The following is a 12,876-nucleotide window of genomic DNA, read 5'->3' as shown; positions in this document are numbered from 1 at the left end:
AAGCAGATTTTTTATTGCTTTAAAGATAAATTAAAGCAGAAAAACAATATGGACAAGAAGATATAAATTTAGTATTATAGATAAAAAGGAAAACAATTTCATAATAGCTTATGATAAGGTGAAAAAAATGAAAAAGTTTAAGCATACGGTTTTTATTGCAGTATGTATAGCGATAGGCGCTCTGTTTCATATAAACTATTATTCTCAAGGGTTCATCATAACTCTTTCGATTATAATACTTCCTGTCCTTTTATATTATTATGAGGATGTCAATCCTATAGGGGTAGGTTTTGCATCGGGGATAGTTTCTCCCGTTTTTAGAAGCATAGTTCTTTATATAACAATTAAGGATATACATCAAATATATATAATGGTAATGCCTGATGTATTTTTTTATTTTTCATATGGTATATTTTTTTATTTATTTTATTATAGAAAAACAGAAAAAAATCTTACAAGTTTTATAACAGCCTCTTTTTCCTGTGACTTTCTTTCAAACGTGGTAGAAATGAGTATAAGGACCGGAATAGTTGATATGGATATAGAGATTATCAAGGGGCTTATATTAATAGCATTGTTAAGGTCCGCTGCTGTTCTGGGAATAGTAATAGGAATAAAGAGATACCAGTCATTTCTTATAAAAGATGAACATGAATTCAGATACAGAAGATTGATGATGCTTACTGCCAGTTTTAAAAGTGAGATTTACTTTATGAATAAAAATATGGCAGAGATTGAGGAGGTAATGAAAAAATCATATTTTGCTTATAAGACAATTTCGGAGAACAATTATCCTGAAGAACTTAAAAATTTATCTTTAGACATTGCTAAAAATGTCCACGAAATAAAAAAGGATTATATAAGAGTTATAAAAGGATTGGAAGAAATGTCTGAAGATAAATCAGATGTATCTTGTATGAACATTAAAGATATAATAAAAATTTTAGAGATCGATATGAAAGAATATATAGCAAGAAATAAATTGGATATAATTTTAAATTTTAATGTCAAAGTAAATTTTGATGTTAAGGATCATTTTTATCTTATGTCCGTATTCATGAATTTAATAAATAACGGAATCGAAGCCATGGAAAATAAAAAACGAGGCATATTGAAAGTGTTAATAGATGAATATACGAATGATTATGTATTTTATATTTCAGATAACGGTATGGGAATAAAGAAAGATAATTTGGATTATATATATAATCCGGGATTTTCCACGAAGTTTGATAAGGATACAGGCAATATAGAAAGAGGAATAGGTCTTGCATTGGTAAAAGATCTTGTGGAAAATAAATTTAAAGGAAAGATTTCTGTAAAATCTGAACTGAATAAGGGGACTGTTTTTACCATAAATATACCCAAAGAAGTTTTCGGGAGGGATTTGTTTTGAAATATTATATTGTAGATGATGATATAAATATTGTAAAAATACTTGCCAACATTATAGAAGAAAACAATTTGGGAGAGGTAGTCGGTTCTTCCAATGACGGAGATACGGCTTTAAAGGAAATTATCATTATAAATCCTGATATTGTTTTGGTCGATTTGCTTATGCCTAAATTAGATGGAAATAGTTTAGTAAAAGAAATAAAAAAAATTAAACCGGAAATAAATTTTATAATGATATCTCAAGTTTCAGATACGGACCTTATAACAGAAGCCTATAATTTGGGAATAGAATTCTTTATAAACAAACCTATAAATATAATTGAGGTTGAAAAAGTTGCAAATAAAGTAGCCCAAAAAATTGAGTTGGAAAGGATGTTGAAAAGAATAAAGAGGGTATTTAAGGATTCGGATTCTCATGAAGAAACTGAAAGAGAAAACAAAATCAACAAGATAAAAAATGCTCTTAGTATGGTCGGAATGCTGGGAGAAAAAGGGACAAGCGATATTATTAAAATTTGTATGTATATTATAGAGTCCGAAAAATCCTATGAAGATTTTAATTTAGATAATCTATGCTCATATATAAGCAAGGACAAACCCAAAACAGTAAAACAAAGGATAAGAAGAGCAATTAAAATAGGGTTGTCTAATATTGCCAGCGAAGGATTAGAAGATTATTCTAATGAAATTTTTCAAACATATTTCAATACGTTGTTTGATTTTGAAAATGTAAAGGCAGAAATGGATTTTTTACGAGGGAAAAGAAATATAGGGGGAAAGGTCAACATCGATAAATTTTTTGAAGGGTTACTTTTCTTATGTGAAAAGCCCTATTAGAAGTTCAGATAAATAATACAATAATGTTAAAATAGGAGGAATTTTTATTCCTTCTATTTTTTTATAACTTTCTTATAATTCAGCCGGATACATCAAATGCAAGTAAAACTCTGTAGGGGTAAAGACAAAGGATTAATTATAAAATAGTATATGAAATTAAATTTTAAAAATATATATTGAAAATAAATTAAATTTCTGATATATTAATAATAAAGAATTATTTCACGATATTTAATTTTAAAAATTAAATGATCAAAATTTAAGGAGGGAGATAAGTTATGCCTATAGTTTTTAGCAGAGTGGAAGAAAGGTTGATACACGGACAAGTTAGCACCGCCTGGGCACAGGCTATAAATTTTGATACTTTTGTTGTAGTGGATAACGATTCGGCAAAAAATGAAATGCTTAAAGACTTATTGGAGATGGCTTGCCCGAGAGGTAAGAAACTATGCGTTTTTGATGAAAACGATGCCATCGAACAGATAAATAACATCTCGAGGAAAATGTTTATAATAGCTAAAAGTCCTATAACTTTTTTAAACCTAATAAAAAACGGAGTGAAAATTACCAATCTCAATATTGGAAGCATTCATTTCAAACCCGGCAAAAAAGAAATCTTTAAGACAGTGTATGTTTCTGAGGAAGAGTTAGATGCTTTACGTGAAATAACTGATATGGGAATTGTATGTGAAATACAAAAACTGCCGACAGAGTCAAAAAAGAATATTTTAGATTTAATTTAAACAGTGTCAGAAGATATAAAAAACAAAAATTTAATTTTAAAGGGGGTTTTTTTATGTCATTAGCAACTTCAATCGTAATTGCATTAATTATGGCGCTTCTCTTAACGGAAAATTTGGGATATGGACATATCCAAATTAGCCGTCCGGTATTTGCGGGTCCAATAATTGGTCTTTTAATGGGTGATTTACGAACAGGATTAATAGTAGGAGGAACGGTAGAGCTAATGTTTATGGGTGTATTCCCGGTAGGTGGAAGTGTTCCTCCCAATGCACAATTTGCAGGAATGATGTCAACTGTTTTGGCCATAGCAAGCGGCGGAAATGCAGAGGTAGGTGTAACATTGGCGTTTCCCATAGGCGTATTTGCACAATTTATATTATTACTGGATTATAATATAAATCTGTTTATTGCACATAGAGCAGACAAAAAAATAATGGATGGCAATGTTGATGCTGTTAAAACACATCAAATGCTTTGCCTAATTTGTATGTTTGGTTGTTGGGCGCTTTCGTCTTTCTTAGGTATATATTTAGGAAGTGCATGGGTTGAAAGGCTATATAATATTTTACCGGAATTTATAAGAACAGGTCTCAGTGTAGCGGGAGGTATAATGCCAGCAATGGGTATGGCAATGCTTCTAAAAATGATGAATTTGAAGAGGTATTGGTGTTTTTTAGCAATAGGATATGTGATGACGGCTTATTTAGAGATGAACGTCATATCCATAGCTATATTCAGTATTGGTGTTGCAGTGGCCATCTATACTCTTGGCAAAGAAGAGGAATCCCAGGAAATCGGTGGAGAGATTAAAGAAGACAGTTCACAAAGGATTCTGACAAAGCAGGATTTAAAATCCATATACCGTCGTTCGTACTTTACCGGTGCATGTTTAAATTATGAAAGATATTTGGGATTAGGATATTGTTATGCAATTTTACCTGCTTTAAAGAAATTATATAAAGGTGAAGACCTTAAAGAGGCAACTATACGTAATACTGAATTTTATAATTCACATCCTTTTATGCATAATGTAATCATGGGCGTAACTATCGCATTAGAAGAGCAAAGAGCTTTGGGGGCACCTATCGAAGCACAGTCCATTTCAGCTACTAAAGCAGCCCTAATGGGACCTACAGCAGGGTTTGGCGATTCTTTCTTTAAGGGGGTTGTAGTCACTATCACCGGTGCTTTTGCTGCAGCTTTAGCAATTGAAGGAAACCCGATTGCTCCTTTAGTATTTATTATTCCCAATTTAATAGTTTGTATTTTAGTAAGATACTATGGTACCATGATGGGCTATAAATTTGGAACTAAATTCATACTTAAAATGAAAAATAGTAATATTATACAAAAATTTGTTGAGGGTTCTACTATTGTTGGTATGATGGTTACAGCCGGTTTAATTACCAACTATGTAAAGGTTAATCTATCACCGGTGTTTAAGTTTGCAGAGAAAGAAATTGTGTTAAATGATGTAATTAACTCTGTAATACCAAAATTATTACCTTATTGTACAGTATTTCTATTTTATTATATTATAAAAAAATATCCCAAGAATGGTTTGTATATAACATTGGCTTTGTCATTTGCCATGGGAATATTTGGAGTATTATTGAATATATTATAGTTCCAATTGACGGATATCTCAAGGCAAATTTGATTGTAGATTTTATAAATCAGTGTTTATAGAAGATAACTGTAAATGCTAAAATTGGAGGGACAGAATATGAGTTTTATGTTTAAACCGCTAGCGTATGACGATATGAGTGCTGTAAATAAAATAGATTTACCGAGAGAAGTAAAGGAGTCTTTGGTGGTTGGCAATGATAAGGTAGGAATATCCATTGCAAAACATTGTATTGAAAATATGAAAAACAATGGATATTCTTTAGCCATCGATGGATATGTAAGTGCAGAGTTTGATGTAGTATTAAAAGGAATTAGAGAATACTGCAAAAAGAGAAATATTAAATTAACTACTATTAATATAAAAGATTACTATAAATCAGAATCGGAAATTGACGAGTTAACAAAGAAAAGCCTACCGCTAAATTATGATGATGATCCGGTCCTGCTATTTGGTAAACTTTTCGAAGGAAGCATGGATGATTTAATGGATCAAGATAAATTAAATTCATTATGTGGGGTGTTAAAGAAAAAGAATGAAGGTATAACAGCAGTATACGGACTGGGAAGCGCCATAAAAAACATCCGCAATCTTTGTGATGCGGTAGCCTACATTGATGTCACACCAAAAGTTGCAGCTATCCGCGCCAGAGAAAAGAGATTTGCCAATATAGGTGATAAAAACCCTCGTGAATTCAATTTACTTATGAGAAGGAATTATTTCGTTGATTTTGAAATTGTATTTAAATTGCGTGAAGAATTACTTAATGAATATGGTATTGATTTTTATATTCTTGGAAATGACGATAATAATTATATGTTAATGGATGGTTCAAGTTTAGAAACCGTTTTGGAAACTTTAGTCCATTATCCTTTCAGGGCAAAACCGGTTTATCTGGAGGGAATCTGGGGAGGCGAATATATACGTAAGATTAGGAATATTCCCCAGGATATTTCTTCTAATATAGCTTGGATTTTTGAATTTATACCAATGGAAACAAGTATAGTTGTAGATATAGACGGTAATTATGTTGACATTCCTTTCTATACATTTGTACAGAAAAAAGGGCTGTCAATGATGGGACAAAAATGTTTTGATGAATTTGACGGATATTTTCCGATCAGATTTAATTATGACGATACGTGGCATAGCGATGGAAATATGTCTATTCAAGTTCACCCGGATGAAGATTTTGTTATGGATAATTATAATGAGTTAGGACGTCAAGATGAAGCGTATTATGTTATTGCTACAGGGCATGGAGCTAAAACATACGCTGGATTTAAGGGAGATGGCAAGGAACTTGTAGAACTTGCTAAAAAATCAGAAAGAGATCATCAAGACATAGACTATCAGAAATACGTAAATTCAGTTGAGTCTGTTCCGGGGAAGCAAATTATGATACCGGCCGGTACCATTCATGCTTCCGGTAGAAATCAGTTTATTTTAGAATTAGGCAGCTTAACACTTGGATCATATACTTATAAAATTTATGATTATAATCGTAAGGACAAAGAAGGACAATTTCGTCCTATTCATACCAAGAATGCAGAAAAGGTATTACATTTTGAACGGGATTCAGAATGGGTAAGGCAAAATATAGTCATAGAACCCATATTAATTTCAGAATCCCAAGATTATAAAGAATATATCGTTGGAAGAACAGATTTGATGTACTATCAGACTAATCGTATAGAGTTGAATACACATGGAAAGTATGAAGGTAATAATAGCGGACAGTTTACTGTCATAACATTAGTGGATGGAGAAGAAATTGAGGTTTATTCAAAAAGTAATCCTGAATTCCGTTTTACACAAAAATATCTGGAAATTGTTACGATACCTGCAACAATTGATGATTATATTATTGAAGCAAAAGGATACCAGCCTGTAGTTATCCACAAAACATTTTTACGTGATAACTATACTCATTACAAAAATGAAAAATATAAAAATCGTTAGGAGAAGCAAAAATGAAACCATTAAAATTGAAACCCGTTTATATGAAGTGTATATGGGCGGGCAATAGGCTGCAAAAAATAAGGAATTTGAATGAACATGGTTTTGGTATTTCCAGAGAAGTATGTGCATATAAGAATTCGGAGAATTCAATTGCCGAAGGCGGATTTGCAGGGAAGAATATTAAAGAGATTATTGAAAATCATCATGAAGAAATAATGGGAGATGATCCGAATACACAATTAATACGCGTAGCGTATATTGACGCAGCGGAAGACCTTTCAATACAGGTGCATCCTAATGAAGAGTATGCTCAAAAAATAAATGATTATGAGAAGTCGGAATCATGGTACGTCTTAGAAGCAGATGAGGGAGCATACATTACAGCCGGTGTTAATATAGGAGATAAAGCCATATTGCGTAAAGCGGCTGAAGATGGGACTTTAGAGAATTATGTCAACCGAGTACCTGTAAAACAGGGAGATTTTGTATTAATTCCTGCCGGTCTTTTGCACGCTTGCGGTAAAAATATGTTAGTGGTTGAAATAGGAAGTTTTGGTGGCATTACTTACCGTATATACGATTATGGCCGCCCTCGCCCGTTAGATTTAGAGAAAGGCTTTGAGGCATTAGACATTAATGCTAAATATGAAATTAAGCATTTTCCTTTAACTCAAATTCAAAGCAATAATTGCCATGTAGGGGTTGAACATATATTATTTCACGCAGATGTGATTGACATAGAAAATGAAATGGATATTTTGAGTAATGGACAATATTACATTCTTACATGTGTTAAAGGGAACTGCGTATTACAATGTGAAGACGAACTATATAATTTATCATATACAGAAACAATATTTGTGCCGGCTTCTTCAGGTAATATAAAAATAAAAGGAAGATGCCGCATTCTTAAAATTTACTATCCACGACGATGAATCCATAACACATTATAATAAGCAATTACATTTGGAGGGGTATAAATGATAGGATTATTAGTGACTTCCCATGGAGATTTATGCCAAGGGATGCTGAATAGCTTAGCAATGATTGCAGGAGAAAATCATAATGTTTTTGTTTTAAAATTTGATGACTACAACAATTATAAAGAGGAACTGACAAAGAAGCTGAATACATTGACTTCCCACTATAATGGGGTATTAATATTTACCGATATTATGGGAGGAACACCTTTTAATGAAAGTTATAAATATATCCGGGAAAATAATAAAAGCAATATCAAGATTATAACCGGCGTAAATCTTCCCATGATTATAGAGACAACATTAGCTTTAAGCCGTGAGGAGAATCTGAATAATCTTGTTAATATAGCAATAGAAGCAGGTAGGGACTCAATTAATTGTGTATGTTAGTATTATGGTATAATGAATATGGTAACCCTGTAAAATTTATCATAAAGCCAGACAATAAAATTAAGTGTGTGGATAATGATAGAATACTAATTAATTAGTAAAATGGAAGGAGATATACCGTTGCAAAGCCTAAGATTAATAGAAAGAAATTATGATATGATGACGGATACCGAAAAAGTTATCGCAAATTATATTTTGAAGGATACAGATAAATTTGTAAAGGCAAATATACATGCAATGGCAAAAACTTTAAATGTTTCATCGGCATCTATATCAAGATTTGTTCGTAAGTATTGTAAATTATCTTTTGGTGAATTAAAAATTGAGGTTGCTTCCGGTAATGACAACGACGCTTATGATAATGCTAATAAAATTTTTAATTGGGCGGATTCATTTAACGAAATGCCCAATAATATAATAAGCAGCATATCAAAAACATGTAAGGATGTCATAGGTGTTAACGGTATCAGGCCATTTAAACAGGCTATAGAGTGGATAAATGCTGCCAATACTGTATTCTTCTTTGGAGTAGGATCATCCGGTATCGTAGTAATGGATTTTATGCAAAAGTTGATACGCTTAGAAAAACGTTGTGTATATAGTATTGATAGTAATTTTGGAGTACTGAATTCAAGAATTGCAACTAAAGAAGATGTAATAATAGCAATATCTTTTAGCGGCAAAACTAAGGCGGTAAATTTAGCTGTCAAAGAAGCCAAGAAAAACGGGGCAAAATGTATAGCGATAACGAGAAATTTCAAGAGTGAGCTTGAAACTTTAGCAGATTTAAAGCTTTTAGTTCCAAGCACAGAACTTAATGCAACGAGATTAGCTCCGATTTTTTCCAGATATGGGCAACTGTTTATAGTAGATATTTTGTTTTTAGGATTAGCTAAGCAAAAGACCGATTCCGTAGATGAATTTATGGATCAGTATTATGATTTATTATCAAAGTTAAAGTAATGTTGAGTAAGTAATAACTGCCCCTATACAAGGACAATGTTCTTGTATAGGGGCAGTTATTATGAGAAATATAAAATTCATTTAAAAATTTCGAATATTCTTGAAGCATTATGAAGTTTTTTGAATATTGAATATTATAATAAAAAAAATTCCATTTTATTTTAATATTTAAGGAGGAATGAATAAAATGCAAAAGAGAGCCTTATCATTATTGTTATTATTTGTAATGATTTTTTCTGTAATTACTACGGGATGTTCTAAGAACGAAAAAGAGAAGACGGAGAATGAAAACGTTATAAAAGTAGGCTGGATGGGATCCCTGACGGGAGATCAAGCAGTATGGGGACAATGTGAATTGAACGCGGTAAAGATGATATTTGATGATATTAATAAAAAGGGAGGAGTTCTGGGTAAGAAATTGGAAGTTATAGGATATGACACAAAAGGTGATGCTCAGGAAGCTGTAAACGTTGCCAAAAGGCTTACGGGACAGGACAAGGTGGTTGCAATATTAGGGCCTAATACAAGCGGTACTGCTATACCCATTTCTCCCGTACTTGAACAGGCAAAAGTTGCGGATATTGCTACAGTTGCAACGAATCCAAAGGTCACCGTTGTTGATGGAAAAGTTAAGCCCTATAATTTCAGAGTTTGTTTCATAGATCCATATCAGGGAGCGGTAGCGGCAGGGTTTGCAGCAGACGAGCTGAAAGCAAAAAATGCGGCTATACTTTATGACGTGTCCGATGACTATTCTCAAGGATTAAGTGAATTTTTTGAGGAAACCTTTGTTAAAAAGGGAGGAAAAATTGTTGCCAAGGAAGCCTTTAAAACCGGAGATGTTGATTTTAGACCTCAATTGAGCAAGATAAAATCTGCAAATCCTGACGTAATATTTATGCCATTTGTTTATAAAGAAGTTGCTCTATCTTCAAATCAGGCCAGAGAATTGGGAATAACAGCCACTCTTATGGGCGGAGACACTTGGCCTTCGGAACAACTTATAACTATGGCCAAGGATGCGGTAGAAGGTTCATATATAGTTAATCAGGTAAATTATGATGACCCTGACGTGCAGGATTTAAAAAATGAGTACAAGGAAAAATACAACAAAAATATGGAGATCAACGGATATTTGGTTCACGATGCTATAATGATGCTTGTTGACGCTATGGAAAGGGCAGGAGAAGCAGATTCCGAAAAAATTGCCAAAGCTCTTGAAACTACGGATATAGTCGGAATAACCGGTAAAATAAAGGTTGGTAAAGATACGCATAATCCGGAGGGAAAAGAAGCAGCAATAGTTAAGTTAGTCAATGGAGAATACGTATTCCAGAAAAAATATTCCGCTGCGCAATAAAAACTTAAATTTATTGGGAGAGAAGATAATTTTTAAAGGAGAGAAGATTTATGACTCAATTTTTGCAACAACTTATTAACGGATTATCCATCGGAAGTGTATATGCATTAATGGCTGTCGGATATTCTTTAGTCTATAGTATTATGAAATTCAGCAATTTTGCTCATGGCGGAGTTATAATGTTCGGAGCTTATTTTGGGTACTTTTTTTTAACAAAATACAATCTTCCTTTTGCTTTGGCATTTTTATTTGCAGCTCTGTGTACCGCAATAGTTGCGGTAATAATCGAAAGAACCGCATATAAACCGTTGAGAGACAGAAAAGCCCCGTTTCTGTATTTTATTATTTGTGCCATGGGGGCATCCATATTCATGGAAAATATTATAATAGCAATACCGTCCATAGGTCCTACTTTTAGGACCTATCCTCCTGTACTTGATAAAACGCCTTTTACTTTGGGAAGTATTTCTATCGGAAGGTTAGATGCTCTTATGTTTGTCATATCTGCCATATGCCTGCTACTTCTCGTTTACCTTATAGATCATACGAAGATCGGGAAAGCGATTCAAGCTACATCTTACAATATAAAAGCAAGTGCCCTTATGGGAATAAATACGGATTTCATCATAATTGCCATATTTGCATTAGGGGGTTTTTTTGCAGGAATAGCAGGAGTATTGTTTGGTATGAAATACACGGTTTATCCTCAGATAGGGGTTATTACAAATAAATCCTTTATAGCGGCAGTTTTCGGGGGACTGGGAAGCCTTCCGGGAGCCGTTATAGGTTCCGTTTTACTTGGAATAATCGAAACCTTTACATCGGGATATATATCATCTCAGTATAGAGATTTAATAGCATTTGTACTATTAATAGGGGTTTTGGTTGTAAAACCTTCTGGGCTTATGGGTAAAACTACTGAGGATAAAGCATAGAAAGGAGATTTTCTAATGGATATGTATTATATAGAAGGAATTTTGATATTATCGGGAATAAATCTGATGACTGTATTGGGATTATCTCTTTTGACAGGATTTACGGGGATGTTCTCCTTTGGACATGCTGGGTTTATGGCAATAGGAGGATATGCGACAGCCATGATGACCGTAAAATACGGCTGGCCTTTTATACCTGCCTTGCTGATTGGGGGATTGTCGGCCGCTGTAGTTAGTATTTTCATAGGGAGATTGACTCTTAATCTTAAAGGAGATTATTTTTGTATAGCGACATTGGGATTTGGAGAAGCCGTAAGACTGATTCTTGATAATGTTCAATATTTCGGCGGTGCAAGAGGCTGGCCCGGAATTCCTAATTATACGAACTTGACCAATGTTCTTGTTATAAATATAATCGGAATATTTCTACTTGCAAATTTAATTCGGTCAAAATACGGAAGAAATATGATTGCTATAAGGGAAGAGGAGCTGGCGTCCCAAACAGTCGGCATAAATGTTTTTAAATATAAACTCATTTCATTGATGATAAGCGCTGCTTATGCAGGTATTGCAGGAGGACTTATGGGTCATTATATGACGTTTTTGCAACCTAAAATGTTCAGTCTTGTAAAGTCCACTGAACTCACAATAATAGTTATATTCGGAGGCCTCGGAAGTATATCCGGAAGTGTACTTGGAACCCTTATATTAACTGCTTTACCTGAAATTTTAAGGGCATTTTCAAGTTGGAGGCTTGTTTTTTACGGATTAGCCGTAATCGTTATTATGATAACAAGGCCCGAAGGCCTTATGGGCGGATATGAATTTACTCCTTCAAGTATGAAAAAACTGTTTTCGAGGATAGGCAAACATAAAAAGAACCCTGCTGAAGATACTGAAGGAGGGAAATAATAAAATGGCTATGTTGGAATTTAAGAATGTCACAAAGCGTTTCGGCGGACTTACGGCGGTAGGAAATGTGGATTTTACCGTAGACGATGACAATATCGTAGGGCTTATAGGTCCTAACGGTGCCGGCAAGACAACCATATTTAATCTTATAACGGGAGTCTACAAGGTTACCGAGGGAAATATAATATTTCAGGGAAATGAAATTACAAATAAAGAGCCTTATTTAATAGCCCAATGCGGTATTACCAGGACTTTTCAAAACATCAGGCTTTTTAAAAAGCTTACTGTTTATGAAAATGTTCTTACGGCTTGTCATTATAACGGAAATTATAATATTGTCGAAACTTTTTTGAGACTTCCTAAATGCAGAAAAGAGGAAAGAAAGTTAAAAGGCCAAACAGAAGAACTTCTTGAAATAATGGGGCTTATGGACAGAAAAGAAATGATAGCCGATAATCTTCCTTATGGGCTTCAGAGAAGGTTGGAGATAGCAAGAGCACTGGCATTAAATCCTCAGCTTTTATTGTTGGATGAACCGGCTGCCGGCATGAACCCTGACGAAACGGAACAGTTGATGAGCCTGATATCATATATACGGGAAAAATTCGGAGTATCTGTTTTGATTATAGATCATCATATGGATCTTGTTATGGGTATATGCGAAAAAATAGTGGTTCTAAACTTCGGCTGCAAATTAGCTGAAGGAACTCCTTCGGAAATACAGGGAAATTCTAAAGTAGTCGAAGCCTATTTGGGAGTGGAGGGATAGAA

General features: G+C 33.6%; 12 protein-coding genes. All 12 read left to right on the top strand.

What is annotated here, in order from left to right; genetic code table 11:
- Window positions 1-127: 127 nt before the first annotated feature.
- The 12 genes from EQM13_RS13460 to EQM13_RS13405 all read left to right on the top strand — a co-directional run bounded on the left by EQM13_RS13460 (window position 128) and on the right by EQM13_RS13405 (window position 12,874).
- Window positions 128-1,396 (top strand): sensor histidine kinase, encoded by a 1,269-nt coding sequence (locus tag EQM13_RS13460; RefSeq protein WP_114218559.1) that lies wholly within the window; start codon window positions 128-130, stop codon window positions 1,394-1,396.
- Window positions 1,393-2,232 carry a DNA-binding domain-containing protein gene (locus EQM13_RS13455; protein ID WP_071139927.1) on the top strand — a complete coding sequence of 280 codons (840 nt, stop codon included), beginning with the start codon at window positions 1,393-1,395 and terminating at the stop codon, window positions 2,230-2,232. The genes EQM13_RS13460 and EQM13_RS13455 overlap by 4 nt, the downstream gene beginning before the upstream one ends.
- Before the next feature lie 278 nt (window positions 2,233-2,510).
- Window positions 2,511-2,975 (top strand): PTS system mannose/fructose/N-acetylgalactosamine-transporter subunit IIB, encoded by a 465-nt coding sequence (locus EQM13_RS13450; protein WP_114218558.1) that lies wholly within the window; start codon window positions 2,511-2,513, stop codon window positions 2,973-2,975.
- A 53-nt stretch (window positions 2,976-3,028) separates the two neighbouring features.
- Entirely contained in the window at window positions 3,029-4,603 is a 1,575-nt protein-coding gene (locus EQM13_RS13445) for a PTS system mannose/fructose/sorbose family transporter subunit IID (protein WP_114218557.1), read from the top strand.
- A gap of 99 nt (window positions 4,604-4,702) precedes the next feature.
- Window positions 4,703-6,565 (top strand): class I mannose-6-phosphate isomerase, encoded by a 1,863-nt coding sequence (locus tag EQM13_RS13440; protein ID WP_128752966.1) that lies wholly within the window; start codon window positions 4,703-4,705, stop codon window positions 6,563-6,565.
- Window positions 6,566-6,576: 11 nt separating this feature from the next.
- Complete coding sequence (locus EQM13_RS13435) at window positions 6,577-7,500, top strand: class I mannose-6-phosphate isomerase (protein WP_114218555.1); 924 nt, start codon at window positions 6,577-6,579, stop codon at window positions 7,498-7,500.
- 45 nt (window positions 7,501-7,545) lie between these two features.
- On the top strand, window positions 7,546-7,935 hold the full coding sequence (locus EQM13_RS13430) for a PTS sugar transporter subunit IIA (RefSeq protein WP_114218554.1): 390 nt from the start codon (window positions 7,546-7,548) through the stop codon (window positions 7,933-7,935).
- A 120-nt stretch (window positions 7,936-8,055) separates the two neighbouring features.
- Window positions 8,056-8,898 carry a MurR/RpiR family transcriptional regulator gene (locus tag EQM13_RS13425; RefSeq protein ID WP_161567257.1) on the top strand — a complete coding sequence of 281 codons (843 nt, stop codon included), beginning with the start codon at window positions 8,056-8,058 and terminating at the stop codon, window positions 8,896-8,898.
- A 187-nt stretch (window positions 8,899-9,085) separates the two neighbouring features.
- The gene (locus EQM13_RS13420; protein ID WP_128752965.1) at window positions 9,086-10,258 is read left to right on the top strand and encodes an ABC transporter substrate-binding protein; all 1,173 of its coding nucleotides are present in this window, start codon (window positions 9,086-9,088) and stop codon (window positions 10,256-10,258) included.
- Window positions 10,259-10,308: 50 nt separating this feature from the next.
- On the top strand, window positions 10,309-11,193 hold the full coding sequence (locus tag EQM13_RS13415) for a branched-chain amino acid ABC transporter permease (protein ID WP_071139934.1): 885 nt from the start codon (window positions 10,309-10,311) through the stop codon (window positions 11,191-11,193).
- Between the two features lie 15 nt (window positions 11,194-11,208).
- A complete protein-coding gene (locus EQM13_RS13410) occupies window positions 11,209-12,105 on the top strand; it encodes a branched-chain amino acid ABC transporter permease (RefSeq protein ID WP_071139935.1) in 897 nt (298 codons plus the stop codon).
- Window positions 12,106-12,109: 4 nt separating this feature from the next.
- A complete protein-coding gene (locus EQM13_RS13405) occupies window positions 12,110-12,874 on the top strand; it encodes an ABC transporter ATP-binding protein (RefSeq protein WP_114218550.1) in 765 nt (254 codons plus the stop codon).
- The last annotated feature ends 2 nt before the right edge of the window (window positions 12,875-12,876 follow it).

It is taken from the genome of Acidilutibacter cellobiosedens (genome assembly GCF_004103715.1).
GTDB classification, from domain to species: Bacteria; Bacillota; Clostridia; order Tissierellales; family Acidilutibacteraceae; genus Acidilutibacter; species Acidilutibacter cellobiosedens.
Note: the sequence above shows the minus strand (reverse complement) of the source record. Positions and strands in the feature narration are given on the sequence as shown.